16 protein-coding genes and 1 pseudogene are annotated in these 18,965 nt (G+C 62.2%); 8 read left to right on the forward strand and 9 right to left on the reverse strand.

The annotated features are described in order from the left end of the window. Window positions 1-391: 391 nt before the first annotated feature. Window positions 392-1,678: a M28 family peptidase gene (locus FJ319_11195; GenBank protein ID MBM3934845.1), complete on the reverse strand. Its 1,287-nt coding sequence runs from the start codon at window positions 1,676-1,678 to the stop codon at window positions 392-394. A 250-nt stretch (window positions 1,679-1,928) separates the two neighbouring features. Here FJ319_11195 and FJ319_11200 point away from each other — a divergent pair, with 250 nt between their 5' ends. Both FJ319_11200 and FJ319_11205 read left to right on the forward strand, forming a co-directional pair. Next, window positions 1,929-2,171: a hypothetical protein gene (locus tag FJ319_11200; protein ID MBM3934846.1), complete on the forward strand. Its 243-nt coding sequence runs from the start codon at window positions 1,929-1,931 to the stop codon at window positions 2,169-2,171. A 28-nt stretch (window positions 2,172-2,199) separates the two neighbouring features. Continuing rightward, a complete protein-coding gene (locus FJ319_11205) occupies window positions 2,200-3,036 on the forward strand; it encodes a sugar phosphate isomerase/epimerase (protein MBM3934847.1) in 837 nt (278 codons plus the stop codon). 18 nt (window positions 3,037-3,054) lie between these two features. Here FJ319_11205 and FJ319_11210 read toward each other — a convergent pair whose 3' ends face one another. The 3 genes and pseudogenes from FJ319_11210 to FJ319_11220 all read right to left on the reverse strand — a co-directional run bounded on the left by FJ319_11210 (window position 3,055) and on the right by FJ319_11220 (window position 6,202). Then, a complete protein-coding gene (locus FJ319_11210) occupies window positions 3,055-3,969 on the reverse strand; it encodes a hypothetical protein (protein ID MBM3934848.1) in 915 nt (304 codons plus the stop codon). 11 nt (window positions 3,970-3,980) lie between these two features. Then, window positions 3,981-4,865, reverse strand: coding sequence for an MBL fold metallo-hydrolase (locus FJ319_11215; protein MBM3934849.1), 885 nt, complete (start codon window positions 4,863-4,865; stop codon window positions 3,981-3,983). A gap of 68 nt (window positions 4,866-4,933) precedes the next feature. Then, window positions 4,934-6,202, reverse strand: a pseudogene (locus tag FJ319_11220) (cation:proton antiporter). An 88-nt stretch (window positions 6,203-6,290) separates the two neighbouring features. On the opposite strand from FJ319_11220, the gene FJ319_11225 reads away from it, so the two are divergent. Together FJ319_11225 and FJ319_11230 are read left to right on the forward strand one after the other, a co-directional pair. Continuing rightward, window positions 6,291-7,529 (forward strand): DNA helicase UvrD, encoded by a 1,239-nt coding sequence (locus FJ319_11225; GenBank protein MBM3934850.1) that lies wholly within the window; start codon window positions 6,291-6,293, stop codon window positions 7,527-7,529. A 61-nt stretch (window positions 7,530-7,590) separates the two neighbouring features. Next, the gene (locus FJ319_11230; GenBank protein MBM3934851.1) at window positions 7,591-8,172 is read left to right on the forward strand and encodes a GNAT family N-acetyltransferase; all 582 of its coding nucleotides are present in this window, start codon (window positions 7,591-7,593) and stop codon (window positions 8,170-8,172) included. Here FJ319_11230 and FJ319_11235 read toward each other — a convergent pair whose 3' ends face one another. From FJ319_11235 to FJ319_11250, 4 genes are read right to left on the reverse strand one after another with little or no spacing between them, the layout of a single operon-like run. After that, on the reverse strand, window positions 8,173-9,411 hold the full coding sequence (locus FJ319_11235; protein MBM3934852.1) for a hypothetical protein: 1,239 nt from the start codon (window positions 9,409-9,411) through the stop codon (window positions 8,173-8,175). Window positions 9,412-9,427: 16 nt separating this feature from the next. After that, a complete protein-coding gene (locus FJ319_11240; protein MBM3934853.1) occupies window positions 9,428-9,805 on the reverse strand; it encodes a hypothetical protein in 378 nt (125 codons plus the stop codon). 9 nt (window positions 9,806-9,814) lie between these two features. Continuing rightward, a complete protein-coding gene (locus FJ319_11245) occupies window positions 9,815-11,803 on the reverse strand; it encodes a heme lyase CcmF/NrfE family subunit (protein MBM3934854.1) in 1,989 nt (662 codons plus the stop codon). After that, window positions 11,800-12,969, reverse strand: coding sequence for a hypothetical protein (locus FJ319_11250; protein MBM3934855.1), 1,170 nt, complete (start codon window positions 12,967-12,969; stop codon window positions 11,800-11,802). Before FJ319_11250 ends, FJ319_11245 begins: the two co-directional genes overlap by 4 nt. Between FJ319_11250 and FJ319_11255 the strand changes: the two genes are divergently transcribed. The 4 genes from FJ319_11255 (at window position 12,434) to FJ319_11270 (ending at window position 17,304) form a co-directional block, all read left to right on the forward strand. Next, window positions 12,434-13,327 carry a hypothetical protein gene (locus FJ319_11255; protein MBM3934856.1) on the forward strand — a complete coding sequence of 298 codons (894 nt, stop codon included), beginning with the start codon at window positions 12,434-12,436 and terminating at the stop codon, window positions 13,325-13,327. The two genes, FJ319_11250 and FJ319_11255, sit on opposite strands and share 536 nt — an antisense overlap. Before the next feature lie 221 nt (window positions 13,328-13,548). Beyond that, the gene (gene speD / locus FJ319_11260) at window positions 13,549-13,929 is read left to right on the forward strand and encodes an adenosylmethionine decarboxylase (protein MBM3934857.1); all 381 of its coding nucleotides are present in this window, start codon (window positions 13,549-13,551) and stop codon (window positions 13,927-13,929) included. Then, complete coding sequence (gene speE / locus FJ319_11265) at window positions 13,926-14,870, forward strand: polyamine aminopropyltransferase (GenBank protein MBM3934858.1); 945 nt, start codon at window positions 13,926-13,928, stop codon at window positions 14,868-14,870. The genes speD and speE overlap by 4 nt, the downstream gene beginning before the upstream one ends. Before the next feature lie 115 nt (window positions 14,871-14,985). Continuing rightward, window positions 14,986-17,304, forward strand: a complete 2,319-nt coding sequence (locus FJ319_11270) for an AAA family ATPase (protein MBM3934859.1) — start codon at window positions 14,986-14,988, stop codon at window positions 17,302-17,304. A gap of 51 nt (window positions 17,305-17,355) precedes the next feature. On the opposite strand, the gene FJ319_11275 is transcribed toward FJ319_11270, so the two are convergent. Further along, on the reverse strand, window positions 17,356-18,903 hold the full coding sequence (locus FJ319_11275; GenBank protein MBM3934860.1) for a hypothetical protein: 1,548 nt from the start codon (window positions 18,901-18,903) through the stop codon (window positions 17,356-17,358). Window positions 18,904-18,965 lie beyond the last annotated feature (62 nt).

The following is an 18,965-nucleotide window of genomic DNA, read 5'->3' on the forward strand; positions in this document are numbered from 1 at the left end:
GTAGCATGTTGTTTAGAGCTCTGCCTGACATGTTCTTCTACCTGGGGGACCCGAACATACCGTCATCCACCAATGGCCTTGAAGGCTACTTCTCCAGGCTCAAAGCTCGATACCGTCAGCACAGGGGACTGAGCACGAACAATCGCTATCAGTATTTCACTTGGTACTTTTACCTTGTACCACGCTGATCACACATTTTCTGCAAATATGCCCGAATTGACAAACGGGACTCGCCCTGCCCTGCCCAGGCCTCTACATCGTCCGCATCACCGTGCCGGCCTCCGCCTTCACCCGCGCCCTGATCTCAGCAATATCCAGCGTGTGCTCCGGCCACTGCTCAGGCGGGATGTGGGAGAGGCGCAGGAGGATGCGGGAGAGCATGCCTGCGTACTCACGCAGCTCCCTGGGGCGGACCTTGTCCGCGGTGTCGCTGCTCTCGCCGCGGAACTCGGCGTCCGGGTGGCGGCCGACGAAGCGCCATCGCCACAGGATGCTCGCCGGGATGCCGCGCTCGGAGAACGAGTAGCTGTCGGTGCTCGGGTCCATCTGGGCCAGGACGTGGCACTTGAGGCCGTCGCCAAGCTGGTCCAGGACAGTCTGCACCATCGGGCGCAGATGAGGGTACTGGAGGACCATCCCCTTCATGTTGCCGGTGCCAAGCTCGTCCAGGTTCACCATCAGGCGCGGCAAGGTCTCGCCTTTCGCAGGAGCGATGCCACCGCGCTCGCCCCCCCCCGAAGTGCCGGCGCACGTAGGCGCGGGAGCCTTGAAGGGTCTGCTCCTCACCGCTGAAGGTGCAAAAGCGTATAGTGCAGCCGGGGGCAACGCCCGTGGCCCTCTGTAAGGCCGCCAGGAGGCGCGCCGTTTCCATCACAACCACCGTGCCGGACGCGTTGTCGTTGCCGCCAGGAGCGCCCCAGACCGTGTCGTGGTGCGCGCCGAGGATGATCGTCTGATCGGGCCACAGGCCCCCGCGAAGCTCCGCCACGGTGTTTGACGCTCGGGTTTCAAAGTATCGGCTCGCGACCTGGACATGGAGGCGCTTGCCCTCCGACGCCATCAGTCGCAGCAGCGCGCCATCTTCGCGGGTGGTCAGCACGGTCGGAACAGGCATGGCCTGGACGTGCTCATAGCGCCAGTCGTTGGCCGGCTGGAACTCCAGCTTGCGCCCGGCCCTGGACTCGACCAGCACAACTATTGCGACCCCCGTGTCCGCCAGCGCGTTCAGCCTGGTGTGGACCGGCAGCGGCGTAGTGAACGGCTCGAAGCCGATGTTCATGACTGCTGCCGCACCTCGAATGCGGTCACGGACACTTTCCACCTCGTGAGGCATGCCGAAGCCGACATCTACCAGGCGTCCTGTGACATCGGTGGGTGGGCAGAAGAGAATGGGGATGAGGTCCACCCGGCGGCTATCTTCCACGACCTCGCCCGAGGCGGCGCTGAAGTCCCAGGACTTGAGGTCGAACTCCTCCAAATGCGCGTCAACAAGTCCGGCGCGCTCCATCTCGGCGCGGATATACGAGGCGGCGCGCCGGTCGCCTTCGCTCCCACCCCATCTGGGGCCGATGCGTGTGCAAAGCTCTGTGAGGTACCGCTGGACCTTCGATCCAACCCAGGACTCGCCGACGAGCCAGCGGTCGATTTTATGCCAGTCCAGGTCCACAGCGGCCTCCATTACCCATATGAGAGCCTGTCTCTCTACTCCCGTAGTGGCGCACTGCGTGCGCTCTTCGGGGGTTGCCTAAGGGCCGGTTATCTTCAAGAGCCCCGATGCATCGGGGCCACTACGGGAGGTTTGCCACAGGTCAACTTCAATTGACCAACTCACACAGGCTCTGAGGTGTAGCGCAATGATATCGCGCCAAGCGTGGCGTCTCAAGCGCGCACCGTGATATAAAGTCCCAACACCAGATACAGAGGCTGAGATGGTAAGTGAGCAGGACAGAAAGGCCGGCGAGACAGGAGCGTGGTTCCTGTACTCCGAGCAGAGTGAGCCCTTTGGGCAAGTGTACCGCTCCGGCGCTGACAGCATGCCACGGATAGGCGAGCGGCTCACGGGTGGCGCGAAGTGGGACGAGGTGGAGGTGGTGGCGTTCCGCGAGCTGGCGTCCACCTGTGCGGTGCGACGCTTCCAGGTAATCGTGCGAGTGATAAGGCCCAAGAGCTAATCGTCAAGAATGCGGAGTGCGCGATCCAATGAAGCTGTCGATTTCAGTCAGGGTTGCCGAAAAGTTCAGCAACAAGCGTGAGGCCTCGATGGGTCTGGACGGGCTCGTTAGGCTCGCCGCAGCCAGCGGGTACCATGCCGTCTGCATGCGCGCCTCGCAGGTGGGGTTGCACACCCCTCCGGAGGTCGTGGAGGAAAAGCGAGAGATGCTTGATGCCATGGGGCTGAAGGTATCGATGGTCACCGGCGACTTCGCCATACCGGAGAACAACGACGAGTGCCCCAACGCCCTGCGCAATATCACGCCGTACCTCGACCTGGCGGAGGCGCTCGGCGCGACTCTGCTGAGGGTCGGCATAAAGAAGGCGGAAGACATCCCCTGGACGCAGCGGGCGGCGGACGAGGCGGCGGAGCGCGGGATGGCGCTGGCGCAGCAGAGCCATAACCGCAGCCCGTTCGAGACGGTTGAGGAGTCGGTCAGGTACCTGAAGTCGATCAACCGGCGCAACTTCGGGATCACCTACGAGCCGGCGAACCTGGAGCTCTGCGGCGCAGACTACGGCCCTTCAACGATCAGGGCGTTCGCGCCTTACCTGCTGAACGTCTACCTGCAGAACCAGAGGCTGCGGCCGGACGGCCCGAACGTCATCGAGACCTGGTCGCGGGGGCCGGTGCGTTTCGAGCAGATTCCCATGTGGGACACGCGCGGAATAGACTTCCCGGCAGTCTTGCGCGCGCTGGAGCAGGTGGGCTACGAAGGCTACGTCACGGTGCACCAGGCCTCCACGGGCACAATCACGCCCGAGGAGGCGATCACAAAGAGCGCAGCGTACCTGAGGAGCCTCGGCCGGTTCGACCCGGCGTAGAGCGAATTTCTCGCCGCTCTACCCGATCCAGTCCGGGTACTTCGTCTTCACCACGTTCACGCAGGCCTGGTAGACCTCTTCAGTGACCGCCTCGTATGGCGATAGCAAGCGCATTGACATCTCCGCACCGGCGGCGCGGGCGACGATCTTGTCGTACGCCCCGTCGATCAGGTTTCCCATCTGAGCGGCCGGCTCGAACATCTCTATCGCGATTCGCAGGTACTTCGCCTGCATCGGGATGAGCTTGTCGAAGTCCCTGCGGACTCCGTAGCTGAAGAACTCCTTCGTCTTTTTCGTGAAGTAGGCCCCAAAGGAGCTCAGAAGCGACGCCTCACCAAAGGTGCAAGCGACGGGGAACTGGGTCTCGGAATAGAAGTGCTGAAGCTCCGTGTTGGCGGCGAGCTCCACGGTCTGGTAGATGTCCAGGAGTGTGTTCTTCGTGGCCACTAAGTTGGGGACGGCGTCCTGCAGCCGCAGGTAGTCCTTCGCGTACAGGAGGCGCTTGGGGCGCACCAGGTTGTAGTGGAGGAAGTTGGCGTTAGGGAAGGCGCCGCATACGTCCTTGAAGAAGGTCATGTACTCGTTGTCGCTGACCATGCCCCACGGCGGCAGCGCCACCTGGAACATTCTGAAGCCGGCGTCGTAGCCGATTCCTACGCGCTCAATTACCTGGGCGGTGGACATGCCGATGCAGCCAACCATGGGGTTTACGCCCGGCTTGCCCGTCTCCTCGCGGAATATCTTGACGATCTGCGTGAACTGCGGAATGGTGACAGCGTAGCCTTCACCGGCGGTCCCGAAGATATAAAGGTCGTTAAACTTCTTGATCGTGTCCCTGACCTGCTCCCGGAACGCGCCCTCCATAAGCTCGTACTTCTCATTCCAGGGGATCTCGCAGCTCACAAGGACTGCCTGGTGGTAACGCTTTGGCATTGGACTACTCCCTACTGACGGGCTATCGGGCGGTTGAATGGAGGGACCTCCATCATTTCCGCGCCGAATACTATCTGACCGTCGTATTGCTTGGCAATCTCGCCGATAGCGCGCTCCATAAGTCCGGGCGACGCAATGCGGCGGTTGTGGACGATCACAAGCTGTTTTGCGCCGGACTCACGGCCAATGCGGGAGGCGCCGTCCGTGCCCATCATGTAGATGAGATCGGGCGTGCCTGGATAGTCCTCATCTATGCAGGTGGTGTTGCAAAAGACCACGTCCGCCCCTCTGGCCAGGTTGATAACGCTGTCGCAAATGGCTGTGTCGCCCGTGAAAACGTAGCTGCCCTCATCTGTGTTCACACGGTACGCCAGGGAGTCCAGATATGGCTGGACATGCACCGCCGGAGCGGCGATGACCTCCCACGACTTGCCTTTCGCGACGGCACCGGGGCCCACGTCTTTCGCATTTACAGCCGGCGGACGGCGGGGCAGGACGCCCCCGCGGAAGGTGTACGCCCCCAGGCTTAACGGGTGGTTGACCCTCGCGATCCAGTCGTGGGCGAAAGCGCCGGTATGCTCGTCCAGTATGCGCTTTGTAAGCCGCTCGGTGAGCCTCGGGCCGAAGGCGTTCAGATCTTTGATTTTGCCCGCGCCGGAATCCCATCGCGTAAGCACCAGGCACGGATAGTCCACGTCGTGGTCGAAGTGGTGGTGCGTGAAGAAGAGGTGGTCGATCTGCATGGCGGTCATGCCCATCTTGAAGAGCTTGTAGGTAGTGCCGGGCCCGCAGTCGAACATCAGGTGCTCGTCTCCCACCTTGAGCACGTACGAGGACCCGAAGCGGTCGTTCGCGGGCTGGGGAGCGCCGCTGCCGAGGATAAACAAACGGTTCATCGCGCCTCCGATGGTAATGGCATCAGGCACACAATCATACGCAAGCGAACGCCGCGGCGCCAGCGCGCTCAGTCTCCGTTGGGCTCTTTTCCGGGCATGGACCCGGACTGCGGCGGCCCGTCTCCCGGCTGGCCGGCGGGCGCGCCGCGCGGGAGCATGCGGCCGATACTCGCCATAGCCCGGTAGACGCGCTCGGACTCGCGGGTCATCACCGGGCCGAGGATGCTCAGGGCGAGCACGTAGAGCGCCGTGAAGGGCTGGATTATAGGCATGAGACCCCCGCTGCGCGCCAGGCTGGCCATCACGATCGAGAACTCGCCCCTGCTGATGATAGCGAGCCCGATGTTGACGCCGCCCTACGTAGGCAGTCCAGCCAGCCTGCCCGCGATCAGACCCGCGACGAAGTTGCCCAGGATGGTTAGCACGACAGCAAACGCGGCGAAGGCCGCAGCGCCGGAGAGACTCAGCGGGTCGATGCTGAGGCCGAAGGAAAAGAAGAACATCGCCCCGAAGAGGTCCCGGAATGGCACCACGATGCGCTCGATGCGATGGCGGTGTGTGGTCTCCGCAAGCACGAGCCCGAAGAGCAGGGCGCCCACCGCCTCTGCGACGCCGATCGATTCGGAGAAGCCTGCGACGAGCAGCAACACGGCGAAAACAGTGAGTATGAATCCGTCGTCCCTGAGCCGGTCCATCGCCGCGCTCATCCACCGGGCCATGTACCGGGCAAGGGCGAACAGGAGTACGAGGAACAACGCGACAATGGTCACGGACACGGCGGTGCCGATAAACGACGTCCGTCCGCTCAGGACAAGACCCGAGACCATCGCCATGTACGCCGCGAGGAACACGTCCTCCACCATGATGATGCCAACGATCAGACCGGTCTCCGGCCGGGTCGAGCGCTTCAGGTCCAGGATCACCTTCGCAACGATGGCGCTTGAGGAGATAGTTGTTATGCCCGCGACAACGAGCACCTCCCGCACGGGTAGACCGATGACGATGGCGAAAGCCAGGCTGACCGTGAAATTGATCCCCAAGTAAATGGCGCCGGCGAGCGCGATGGACCGGCCAGCGCGGATGAGGCGGCCCATCGAGAACTCCAGGCCCAGGTAGAAGAGAAGGAACAGCACCCCCAGGCGGCCCATGAAGTCGATCAGCGGCTTGCTCTCCACGAACCTCAGGTCAAACATGCCAACGTGTGGCGCATGCGGGCCCACTGCAAGGCCTCCGAGGATAAGGAATGGCACGACGGAGACGCGCAGCCGGCCCGCGACGGCCGCGACGACGGCCATAAGGAGCAGCGCGACGCCTATTTCGAATATGATGTGCTCCACTCTACCCCTGTCCTCCAGAAACCCGCTTCCCTACCTCTCCATTGTTGGGCATAGCTGGGGCGAATGGGCGCTCTGCTAGAATCGAGCTATGACGTATGTAGCGGACCTCCATATGCACTCACCGTTTGCCAGGGAGTGCAGCAAGCTCCTGACCTTCGAGAACCTGGCCGCCACGGCGCGCAAGAAAGGCATCCACCTCCTTGCGAGCGGCGACTTCACGCACCCGAAACAGCTGGAGGCAACGAAGCGGATGCTCAGGGAGGCGGGCGGCGGCCTTTTCGAGTACGGGGACGTGAAGTTCATCCTTGGGACCGAGGTGAACAGCATCGCCGAGGAGGGTGGGCGGCGCCGCAGGGTGCACCTGCTGCTGTTCGCGCCCACGATACACGCCGTGGAGAGGGTCAACCGGGAGCTGGCGAAGGCGGGTAACCTGTTGGAGGACGGCAGGCCGACGGTCCGCGTCAGCCCCCGGGAAATAGTCACGCTTCTGAAAGAGGTGGACGAGCGCTGCTTTCTAATCCCGGCGCACCTGTGGACGCCTTGGTACGGCATCTACGGCTCCAGGTCCGGCTTCGATTCTCTTGAGGAGTGCTTCGGCGACAGCATGCGGCACATCCACGGCATCGAGATCGGGCTGTCCAGCGATCCGGCAATGAACTGGAGGACGCCGTCCCTGGACAATGTGTCCATCCTGTCATTCTCGGATGCTCACTCGCTCCCGAATATGGGGAGAGAGGTAACCGTGTTCAACGGAAAGCCGAGCTACGACGGCCTCGTCAAGGCGCTGAGGCAGCAGGACATCGCCTACACGGTGGAGTTTTTCCCTGAGGAAGGGAAGTACCACTATTCCGGCCACCGCCAGTGCGGCGTCAGCCTTGCGCCGGAACAGGTGCGGGAGCAGGGGGTGCGCTGCCCGGTCTGCAAGCGCAAGATGACGATCGGCGTTATGCAGCGGGTGGAGGACCTGGCGGGTCGTGGGGCAGCCCTTACCCGGGAGCCGGACGGGACGCTGCGCGGACCCACGAACAGGCCGCCCTTTAGGCACATGGTCTCGCTGCGGCAAATAGTCGGGGAGTCGCTGGGAACCGGGCCGACGGGCAAAAGGGCCACGGCGCTCCATGAACGGATACTTGGGGAGTTGGGGCCGGAGATACAGCTACTGACGGAAACGGACCCGAAGGACCTCGGGCCAGTGGCCGGTGAACGCGTTACGGAGGGAATCATGCGCGTGCGCAGAGGCGAGGTCTCCATCATGCCGGGCTTCGACGGCGAATACGGCAAGGTGAGTGTGTGGCCGGCGGCGGAACCGGCTATGCGTCCGCGATGAATCTTTGCTAAGATACCACCCATCGCGACGGGCGGTATGAGGCCATCCAAGGAGACCGACATTGGTCCAGACTGTGACGCTAAAGCCGGTTACCAGAGAAGACGTTGTAAGGCTGCGCGCGTGGCTCCAGGACGACGAGGTGGCGGAGAGCTGGTTCGGACGCTATTCCTACGGCAACCCCGCGCACCTTGGATACAATCCCGAGAAGGTCGTGTCTGCATCCGACGAGGAATGGGAGAGGACGTTCAACGACTCCGCCCACAGGATGTATTCCATCTACTCCGAGAAAGGCGAGCATGTGGGCGAGGTCCACGTGGCCATAGAGAATAGCCTTGGGGACGGGCAGATATCCATCCTCATCGGCCGCAAGGACATGTGGCACCACGGTTACGGCTCGGCGGGGATGAGGGCTGTCCTGAACGTGGCCTTCAAGGAATGGGGACTCTACCGCGTGTGGGTGGATGTGCCCGAGTACAACAAGGCTGCCCTCACAATGTGCGAGCACCTGGGTTTCATGCACGAAGGGACGCTGAGAAAGAGCCGCCCACACGAGGGCGCTCGTTTCGACTCGGTTGTTATGGGCATGCTCGCAGCGGAGTACTTGTCCCGGACGCCGGGGGCGCAGCAGGGCAAGAACAAGTAGCTAGGGCGATTGCCTCCTGGCAAGGGCGGTCAGCTGGCGCGTAATCTCCTCGCGGCGGCGGGCGTAGTCCGCCTCTGCAATGTCGCCCCTCTCGAAGCTCTCCTCCAGGCGCGCCAGTCGCTCAACTAGCACCGATTGCTCAACCGCACCGCTCCTGGCGCGCGCTTCCACCGGCACGGCGGACGGCGTGGCCTTCGAACGCCGACTCCGCATGACGACGATCACGATAAGGCCGGCGAGGAAGATGCCCATGGCCACCGGGACGACGAGCTCCATGCGGAGGCTCCGAAACGCTTCCACGAGCCGCTCTCTGGACGAGGCCACAGGCAGATTCGTGAATTCAACCGACACTGTCTCTCCACGCGTAAATCCCTGCGCCTGGAGGAGATCGTACGTCCTTCCGCCGATCTCTACCTGCGACTGGGGGCCGAGGGCCGGGCTGGCAAGGTCCGCGATCTCCTGCGGCAGCAGCACGCGCATGTCGCCGGCGCCGTACCATAGCGTTTTGGTTAGCGATGCGGTATCGCCCTCGTAAGGGAAGGTGTAGGCAAACATCACCTCGTATTCGCCGGGGGGTATGTTGGCGTCGATGGCGAAGCCCCTGTCCACTGTGAACAGCTGTGCGCCTGCGATACTGGTATCGACCTGAAGGTCCTGAGCCCCTTCCGGCAGGCCGAAGCGCAGTAGGCTCATGGGGCCTTCCTGCCCGGGAATGAACGTCCGGTCAGAGCTGTTGCTGATCTTGTAAATTTCGAGCGCCCAGATTAGCCGGTCTATCTTGTCCGCCTGGCTGACGAGCATGGAGACGCTTGGGACCGAAAGGACGGAGTCCTGGGTGATCGCGTCGTAGACCGTCAGTGTTACTGGCTCCGGAGAGCCGGCAGTCAGGTCCAGGTCCACGCCGTACAGGGCGTCCTGGTAAACCGTCGAGACGCCGTAGGCGACGTCCGGGTCGAACTTGATGCTTTCGAAACGAAAGCGCCCATCTGCGTCCGCCTTTGTCTCCAGGTGATCGTGGCGCGCCGCGCCCTCCTCGTGAAAGACGATTGTATGGCCCTCCACGCTCCCACCATCCGCCGTGCCGTTGACGATGCGGCCGTCTACTACGCGCAGGGCCGCCTCCTGAGCGGAGGCGGAGCGGCTGAAGAGCGGCGAGGCGAGGAGGAAGACAGCGATTGCCAGTATGAATAACCCTACTAGTGGGGAAGCCCCACCCTCACCCTTTGGCCAGAGCGCCAAAGGCCTCTCCCTCAGTTTATTCACCGGCGGCCTCCGATGGGCGCGGCTGAGGCGCGCCGTGGAAGCGCTCGCGAACACTACGCACCTCGCGCTCAACGCGGGCAAGAAGCTCGGTCTCCTGCTGCTCCTCAAGCTCCATCGCCTTGAGGACGAGCGCCGCCTCTGTGAGGTACTGTTCGCGCAACGCGCGATAGTCCTGCTCCGGCAGGCTGCCGATTGAGTATTCGAGCTCCGCGCTCTTGAGGCCGGATATCGCAGCGTCCCACCGGCGGTCCAGCTCCGAGAAGGTGGAGCTCTCGTCTTCAGGCGCCTGTGCTGAGGCAGGCCGCAGGTATGGGTAGAGGATTGCGATGACCGGAACCAGGGCGAGAATGAGCGCAAGGACGATCAACATTTGTCCCCCTTACGCCTGCGCTGGCCGCGAGCCGCGCGGGACCCGGATGGCGGCATAGGCCGGCTGCCGTCGCGGCGAGAGCGCCAGGAGGGTGCCGAAGACAAAGAGCGGCCCTGCTGCCCACATCCACCATACGAGCGGGCTCACAAGAACGCGGATCACCGCGCTGCCGTCGTCGCCGAACTCGGAGGGCACGATATACAGGTCCTCTACCAGCGTGCTGCGAATTGCGGCGCGAGTGGCGGAGACGTTGAAGTTGCTGTAGAAGGACCGCGTCGTTTCCATTGCGCCCAGCGACTCGTCCCCGCGGCGGACAGTGAAGTGCGCCGTGACCTCTTCGCGGTCTGAGAAACGCTGAGAGGTCGTGTTCGTGTACTGGAGGGTGTAGTCCGCTAGCGACGCGGTCTCCCCGGGCTTGAGGTTGAAGTCGCGCTGCACCTCGTAGAAAGACGAGCCGATCGCGCCGATGGCCAGCATGGTTATCGCCAGGTGGACGATGTAGCCGCCGTAACGCGGTCGGTTGGCCATGAGCAGCCGGCCGAACGCGACGGGATAGCTCTCACCCTTGCTATGGCGGGAGCGGGTCCCACGGACCCATTCGTGCACGATGCCGATTATGGCAATAGCGCAGACGGCGACGGCCACCACGGCGACCGGCTGCCGAACGCCGGCGGCGGCCACAACGTCCGCCGTAACAGCCGCGCCTATTAACGGGACCTTGACCACTGAGAGTACGTTGCGCGCGCTTGCCTTGCGCCAAGGCAGCAGGGGACCGACGCCCATAAGGAAGACGATCACAAGGAGCAGAGGACCGTTGATGCGGTCAAAGAAGGGCTGACCGACTGTAATCGTGACGTCCTGCGCTGCGCGCGAAAAGACTGGGTAGATGGTCCCCCACAGCGTGATGAACGCGACGGCCAGGAACAGCACGTTCTGTGCAAGGAAAGCGCTCTCGCGGGATAGCCAGGAGTCCAGCTTTTCGCGGCTGCGCAGTGTGTTCATACGCCAGGCGAAGGCAGCGAGGGAGGCCACGAGGGTGAACCCCATAAAGAAGAGGAACAGCCAACCCATCGTGGACTGCGCGAACGAATGCACAGACGGGACCGGACCGCCGCGGTTGATGAACATGCCCATCTCCGCAAGCGTGAAGGCGATCGCGACTATTACGATGTTCCACATACGGAACATCCCGCGCCGCTTCTGGACCATGATCGAGTGGACGAAGGCCGTCATTGCGAGCCAGGGCATCAGCGCGGAGTTCTCAACGGGATCCCACGCCCAGTAGCCACCCCACCCGAGGATCGTGTACGCCCACCAGCTTCCAAGCAACAGGCCAATTGTGAGGAGAAGCCATGACAGCATGCCCCATAGGCGGCCCTGGTCCACCCACTCGTCCCGCCCTCCCCTTCCCGCCAGCAGGGCGCCGATGGCGATGCTGAACGGAATGGCGACCGAGATAAGGCCCATCATCTGCACGGGCGGATGTATGAACATGCCGAAGTGGATCAGAAGCGGGTTTATCCCCTGCCCGTCGAACGGCATTGAATCCAACCGGTCGAGGGGGTTAGCAAGGAAGACGATCACGAACATGAAGAAGGTCAGGACACCGGCCATGACCGAGGTGGCATACGGCGTTGTGTACGGCAGCTTGCGGCCCATGCCCAGCACCGCCGCGACAGTCAGAATCGAAAAGACCAGTGCGATGAACAGCAGTGAGCCCTGGTTGCCGGCGTAAAATGCGACCCATGTGTAACTCGCCGGCATGGCAAGGTTACTGTTATCTGCAACATACGCCACGGAAAAATCGTGGTTGACGAATGCATACACAAGCGCGATGGTAGCAACCAGGAGCAGGACAGGGACTGTCATGAGGCCGTATCGAGCGCTCAACACCATGGCCGGAATTCGCTGCCAGGCCCCGACAAAAGAGGCGACGGCGACGTATCCAATGGTCAGAAGTGCAATCGCGAGTGCAACATAACCGGCGTCAACGATCACTTTTTGCCCTCGTTACTCTCAATTGCTGCTTCGATACGGCGGATATAACGTTCCTTCTCGTCCTCGGCGAGCCGCACTTGCGAGGTGGGGCCCGCCGTAGCGGAGGCGTACTTCGGCCGCGTCATGCCTCGAACTACGATAACTACGATGATGACCGCCAGCGCCACGGCGACGACGGGGACTACCCAGACAAGAAGGCTCAGCCCGCTCCGGGGCGGCTCGAGGAGCACGCTGGGACCATATCGCTCAACGAAAAAGCTCTTGATATCAGAGTCAGTGCGACCCTGCCCCACTTGCTCGCGCACCAGGTCCCGCATCTGCAAGGATAGGGGGTGCTGCGACTGGTCGATGGATTCCCCCGGGCAGACGGGGCACATGATTCCTTTGCTCAGGTCCTGCACCCGCTGCTCCTGAGGCGGCACGTCCGAGCCGGTGTTGCAGCCGGCGAAGACCAGCGCCACAAGGACCATCGCCGCGATAGCCATTGCGTGCAGATAACGGCCCTGTGGGGCGGTCGTGATTTTATTCACCATACCGTAGTTAAGGGTAACACAAAACAGATTCTGGTATAATTTGGCCGTATTGGGCTTGTGAGGCGACTCATAGGCCTGCCAGTATAAGGAGAACCGCATGACTGTCCTGTACATTGCCTCGAACGAACGAGGCGCAGGCAAAACGGCGCTGGCCGCGACGCTGGCGGCGGAGCTTGGGGACAAGGGCGCGAAAGTCGCGACCGTCAGAGCGGCAGTCGAGCAGGACCTGAAGAGCGCCGTGGCTCGCGAAAAGTCGACGGCCGACGTCGTGATCGTCGAAGGTGGCGAGGACGCCCAGTCGACGGCAAAGGCGGCGGCGGCGGTCGACGCCAGGGTCCTTCTGGTCGTCAGGGCGAGACCGGAGATGGATGCATCTACACTCGTCCCATGGAAGACCGCGCTCGGCGGGCGCCTTGGAGGCAGCGTAGTCAACGGCGTGCTCAAGTACCAGGGCTCGGATGCGTCCGGCCGACTGGTCCCGGCAATGCGGGCCGCGGGGCTGAATCCCCTGGGCGCGGTGCCCGAAGACCGCAGGCTCCTTGCAGTGACCGTTGCGGAATCCGCGGCACACTTCGAGGGACAGTTCCTGCTGGGCGAAGAGTGGGCCGGCGACAGGCTCGTCGAGCACTTCATGGTCGGCGGAATGGGCCTCGACTGGGGTGTGCTCTACTTCGGCATCCGCGAGAACAAGGCCGTCATCGTCCGAGGCGACAGGCCGGACGTGCAGATGGCTGCCCTGGCGACGCCAACTTCGTGCCTCATAGCTACAAATGCGCTGAAACCGCTCGACTACGTCATGAACGAGGCAGATGCGACCGAGACTCCGGTGTTCGTCGTAGAGACCGACACTAAAGAGACAATGGCGGCCGTCGGCGGGCTGCTGCAAAAGGCGCATTTCGGCCACCCGAGGAAGATTCAGCGCTACAGGGAGTTACTGAAGCAGCACGTCGAGCTCACCTCGGTCCTGCGAGACATTAAGGTAGCTGCGTAGACTGAAGACGCAAAACTCCAATCTGGACAGCCCCAGGCTTGCGGCCTGGGGCTTTATTTTGTTCGAGGTGGGCCAATAACAGCCTGATTGTGGAAGGGAGAAATCTTTGGACTCAAGGTCTCTACGGGTTAGCATGAATTGCTTAAAACCACTGGTGTAATAGGCGCCTTTCCTGTATAATCAAGTTTTGTCAAAAAATCCAAAACGGAGGGTGGGTGAGATTGAACGCACTTGGGACACATCTTCTGCTTGAGCTCAGAAGCTGTGATGCTCAGTTGCTAGACAACTACGAGTTCATCAAGCAAGCAATGCTCGAAGCCGCACTGAAGGCCGGGGCCACGATAATTGGCCAGACATTCCACAAGTTTCATCCGATCGGCGTGACGGGCGTGGTTGCGATCTCCGAATCGCACATGTCCATTCACACGTGGCCGGAATACGGCTACGCAGCCGTCGACGTGTTCACTTGCGGGGAGGCATTCAACCCGCACGTAGCGGCGCAGATACTCGTCGAAAGGCTTCAGTGCAAGCTGCCGTCAACCACGGAGGTCAAGCGCGGGATAGGCGTGGCCTCCACACTGGCGATGGCTGCCGCCTCATGAGCTTCAAAAGAGAATTCCCTACCTACTCGCCTGACGGCAAGTGGTACTACGAATACATCACGCCGGACTTTATGATGGTCCTGCGCGTGAAGAACAAGGTCTTCGAGGGCCAGTCGAAGTTCCAGCAGGTCATTGTGCACGACACGGCCGCCTTCGGGCGGACGCTCGTGCTGGACGGCAAGACGCAGTCATCAGAGTCCGACGAGTACGTCTACCATGAGGCGCTTGTGCAGCCGTGCCTCATTGCGCATCCCAACCCCAAGAAGGTCTTCGTCGCCGGCGGCGGCGAGGGCTCGACCATTCGGGAGGCGCTCGCCCACAAGGGCGTCGAAAAGGTGGTTATGGCGGACATCGACGACCTCGCGGTCGAGATGTGCAAGAAGAACCTGCCCAATCACCATCGCGGCTCGTTCGACGATCCGCGCCTTGAGCTGGTCATAGGGGACGCGCTGGCGTATCTGGAGCAGACCAAAGAGCGGTTCGACGTGGCGATAATCGACATCCCGGACCCCCTCGAAGAGGGGCCGGCGTACCTGCTGTTCACGCAGGAGTTCTACAGGCTGGTCAAGAGCCGCCTGACCCCGAACGGCATGGTGGTGGCGCAGTCCGGCCCCACCGGCCCAATTGTTAACCAGACATGCTTCTCCGTCGTGTTCAACACGATGAAGACCGTCTTCCCGAACGTGGTGGGCTACGAGGCGTTCGTACAGGCCTTCTGCGGCTCCTGGGGCTTTATCTCGGCCTCCGTGGGCAACGATCTCCTCAAGATCACACCGCAAGAGGTTGACAAGCGCATAGCTGAACGACTTGGCCCAGACAAGCTGAAATTCTATGACGGCATCACGCACACAGGCATGTTCGGCCTGCCCAAGTACCTGCGCAAGTCCGTTGCGGACGAGAAGCGGGTGATCACGAAGGACAAGCCGCTTTACGTTGTGTAAAATAGTCCTGTATGAGCTTGCTCAAGGGCCCCGAAGCTTCGGGGCCCTTGCCGTTCTGTAAAACACCTGTACTAAAACCAGCCCTGCTGATGCTATAATTCCCTGTGGTGCACCCATGCCAACCGACCTGCTTCACGGACTGAACAAACAGCAGCGAGAGGCCGTCGAGACGGTCAACGGCCCCGTGCTCATCGTAGCCGGCCCAGGCAGCGGCAAGACGCGCGTTATCACGAACCGCATCGCCTACCTCGTGAAGGTGTGCGGCGTCGCGCCGTACCGCATCGGGGCCGTCACCTTCACCAACAAGGCCGCCCGCGAGCTCCGCGAGCGACTGGAGCCAATGCTCGGCCACCAGGCCCAGGAGCTCACAGCGACGACCTTTCACTCTTTCTGCGCCCTTGTGTTGCGCAAGGACGGCCACCACCTGGGGCTGGACAAGAGCTTCGCGATCTACGATTCCGCCGACCAGCTCTCTCTTATCAAGCGCGCGATGAAAGAGGTGGACGTGGACGCCAAGCAGTTCACGCCCGGCGCCATCCAGTCCGCCATCTCCAGCGCCAAGAACCAGCTCATCGGCGTCGAAGGGTTCGGCCTGAACAAGCAGAACTACTTCGACGAGATAGTCCACCGGGTCTACGAGCGCTACGATGCCCTGCTCGCACAGAGCATGGCTCTGGATTTCGATGACCTGCTTTTCAAGTCCCACACCCTGTTCGACAAGTTCCCTGAAGTGGCCGCGAAGTACCAGGAGCGGTACGTACACTTCATGATCGACGAGTTCCAGGACACCAACGTCACGCAGTACGCCATAGCGAGGTTGATCACCCAGAAGTACCGAAACCTGTGCGTTGTGGGCGATCCCGACCAGTCAATCTACTCCTGGCGGCACGCAGACATCCGGAACATTCTTAGCTTCAAGTCTGACTTTCCGGAAGCCAAGGTCATCGCGCTGGAGGAGAACTACCGGTCCACGCAGACCATCCTCGAGGCTGCGCAGCGGCTCATAGAGCCGAACAAGCAGCGCGTTGAGAAGGCCCTTTACACGAAAAACGACCGGGGTGTGCCGATCATCGTCAAGGAGAGTTACAACGAGCAGGAAGAGGCGCAGTATGTCGTCAAGGAGATAGAGCGCCTTTCCCGCCAGGGCTATCGAAAGTCCGATATCGCGGTGATGTACCGCGTCAACGCGCAGTCCCGCGCGCTGGAAGAGGCGTGCATGCGGTACGGCATGCCGTACCTGCTGGTGGGCACGGTCCGCTTCTACCAGCGCCAGGAGGTAAAGGACCTCACCGCCTACCTTCGATTGCTGGAGAACCCCAGCGATGACGTTAGCTTCTTGCGAGTGTGCAACGTGCCGACGCGCGGCATAGGCCAGCGCACGCTGGATGACCTCCAGCGCCTCGCGCGCGACCAGAATATGTCGATGTATGCGGCGATCGAGATGCTCGCCGGCGACAAGGACCAGCCGCTCTCCACCGTGGCCCCCCTGCCGGCGCGCTCCCTCACAGCCCTGAGGGGGTTCCGGGACCTGATCGCCGGAATAGCCGAGGAGTGCAGGACGCTCAGCCTGGTGGATACCATCGACCTCGTTCTCAAGAAGTCCGGGTACAAAGACTACATCCAGAACGAGGCCGACGGCGGTGACGAGCGATGGGAGAACCTGCTGGAGTTCCGCAACACGGCGAACGAATTCCGGGACATCGCCCCGGACGAGGCGCTGACGGCCTTCCTGGAGCAGGTGAGCCTTGTCAACGACACCGACAACGTGGGCGCGAAGTCGGACACGATCACCCTTATTACGCTGCACCAGGCGAAGGGGCTGGAGTACCCGGTGGTGTTCATCGTGGGAATGGAGGAGGGCACCCTGCCCCACATACGGTCGCTGACGGACCCGGAGGAGATGGAGGAGGAGCGGCGGCTGGCCTACGTGGGCGTTACGCGCGCCAAGAAGCTGCTGTACCTCACGCGCGTTTTCCGCCGGGGCTTCCAGGGCGTATCGGAGCCCAAGATACCGTCCCGCTTTTTGGCCGATATCCCGAAGGAGCTCACGTCCGGGTCGCAGTCCGACTTGAAGCAGCAGTCCTTCGCCTCGCGCGCCCCGGGCTGGTCCACGCCGGGCGGCCAATCGTCCAGGCCGAGCATATCAGCGCCTTCCGTGCGCATCGAGCACAGCGGGCCCGAGCCGACCCGGACGAAGATTTCAAGCAACTCTCCACAACAGCCACAGCAGCCTCAGCGGCCGGGGCAATCGGAAGCGCCAAAGACCGCCGCCCTGAAAACGGGAGACCGCGTGCGCCACAAGAAATTCGGCGAGGGCATCGTGACCGGCACCAAGCCCACTGGAGCTGACCTGGAGGTCACCGTGGCGTTCAAGGACGGCGCGGGCGTCAAGCGCCTCCTCCTCAGCTTCGCGCCACTGGAAAAGGCGGAGTGATCTGCGGAGCGCAGGCTCCGCAGATCACTAAATTGTGCAGGCGAGTGAACGCTATTTCTTCTTCCCGGGGCCTGATGGTGGCGGCGCTGCCGGCGTATTCGCGCTCGCCGGCGGCGCAGGCGAAGACGGAGGCGCCGGGCACCCAATCTCAGCCATCAGATCAATGAGCTGTGCAGCAATTGCAGCCCGCTCGGGTCCGGTGACATGGTCCGGCGGCTGGGCAATGCCGTCCGCGAATTTGTAGGCGTCCTGCAGCATCGTGCACGCAGCGGTGGTGTCACCCGCCGAGAGCAGGAACTGGGCGCTCGACAGCTTGTTGCGCCAGGCGTTCAACTTCCCTCCCGCCGAATTGCCCGGCCCATCTCCCGTGAGAGTCCCGTTTTCCACTGCTTCGCTAACCACCTCGATAACAGCCCCTATGGAAGATTCCGGTGGGTCGTTTACATCGATTGTCGTTGAGCCAAGTGATACGCCGCCGTCCCCATCGGCAACCATTACGTTGACGAGGAATGAACCGGGGGCCTGATAGGCGCATTCGGACGACGCTTCCGACTGTGGACCGCCCTCGAAAATGCCGTCGTTATCGCAATCGAAGCTGTACTGGAGTGGGTCTGCAATACCGGCAAGGTCCGAGGCCGCCACAGACACGATAGCGCCGACTACGATTGCCACAGGGCCGCTGTTGCTCACACCCTGGATGGTCGGTGAAACATTCAGTACGGAAACGGTGAAGCTGATTTGAGCGGAATCGAACCCGTCTGTCGCTACGACCACAACGTCATATTGAGCGGGGCCGTCGGAGGAAGGACCTGACCACGACCATTCACCCCCGGCCCAGGTGACGGCGCCGACGGTCGCCGTTAGCTGAAGGGCGTGACCATCAGGATCTGAGTAACTCCCGGTGTTCGATGCGGCGCCGCCTTCAAACGAGAGGACCTGGTCCGAATCCGAAGAAATGGAGGGCGGACCGTTGACCATAAACGAGACCGTCGACACGGTCTCCATGTTGCCTGCCGCGTCTTGCGACCTGAAGGACACAACTGTTTCACCCAATGAGTCCACCGTGATCGGCCCTTCGTAAGCCGACCAGCCGGTCCCTGAATCGCCGAGTGTGTACTCGGTCGAGGCCACACCGGATGTAACGTCAGTGGCGGAGAGCGCGACGGTCACCGGGCCGTTGTACACGTTCCCGGAGGCGAGCGGACCGGAAACGGAGGCGGCCGTTACGGGAGCGACCGTATCTATCAATGCAGTGGCCTGCCTTTCGGCCTCAGCGTTGCCCGTGGCATCGACACTCCTGTACTCAATCGTGTGCGAGCCTTCCCCTTCGATCACGAATGGGGTGGAGTAGATCAGATCAGTACCGCCGTCGATTCTATACAGGACGCTGCCGGACGGGACGCCCGAGCCGAAGTCCACCGCGGAAAGCGTGACCGTAACCGGCCCGATGAACCAGCCGGCCGAGCCCACCTCGCCCTGCAGAGTCAGGGCTGTGACCGGCGCGACGGTGTCCACTCGAACAACGAGCTGTGCGCCGACCGCGACGTTACCCGCGGCGTCCTCCGTCCGGAAGTCCACCGTGTGCACTCCATTCGGCAACGTAAACGGACCCGCATATAGCACGAACGGGCCGCCGTTAATGCTCCGCGTGGTTAAGGCCG

The organism is SAR202 cluster bacterium, assembly GCA_016872355.1.
Taxonomy (GTDB): domain Bacteria; phylum Chloroflexota; class Dehalococcoidia; order Lucifugimonadales; family VGZY01; genus VGZY01.

Bases quoted from the DNA above. Each gene is read 5' to 3' on its own strand.
- FJ319_11205 (MBM3934847.1), top strand. From the start codon at position 2,200: ATGAAGCTGTCGATTTCAGTCAGGGTTGCCGAAAAGTTCAGCAACAAG.
- FJ319_11210 (MBM3934848.1), bottom strand. From the start codon at position 3,969: ATGCCAAAGCGTTACCACCAGGCAGTCCTTGTGAGCTGCGAGATCCCC.
- FJ319_11240 (MBM3934853.1), bottom strand. From the start codon at position 9,805: ATGTTGATCGTCCTTGCGCTCATTCTCGCCCTGGTTCCGGTCATCGCA.
- FJ319_11270 (MBM3934859.1), top strand. From the start codon at position 14,986: ATGCCAACCGACCTGCTTCACGGACTGAACAAACAGCAGCGAGAGGCC.
- FJ319_11195 (MBM3934845.1), bottom strand. From the start codon at position 1,678: ATGGAGGCCGCTGTGGACCTGGACTGGCATAAAATCGACCGCTGGCTC.
- FJ319_11200 (MBM3934846.1), top strand. From the start codon at position 1,929: ATGGTAAGTGAGCAGGACAGAAAGGCCGGCGAGACAGGAGCGTGGTTC.
- FJ319_11250 (MBM3934855.1), bottom strand. From the start codon at position 12,969: ATGAAGTGCTCGACGAGCCTGTCGCCGGCCCACTCTTCGCCCAGCAGG.
- FJ319_11255 (MBM3934856.1), top strand. From the start codon at position 12,434: ATGACTGTCCTGTACATTGCCTCGAACGAACGAGGCGCAGGCAAAACG.
- speE (MBM3934858.1), top strand. From the start codon at position 13,926: ATGAGCTTCAAAAGAGAATTCCCTACCTACTCGCCTGACGGCAAGTGG.
- FJ319_11225 (MBM3934850.1), top strand. From the start codon at position 6,291: ATGACGTATGTAGCGGACCTCCATATGCACTCACCGTTTGCCAGGGAG.
- FJ319_11215 (MBM3934849.1), bottom strand. From the start codon at position 4,865: ATGAACCGTTTGTTTATCCTCGGCAGCGGCGCTCCCCAGCCCGCGAAC.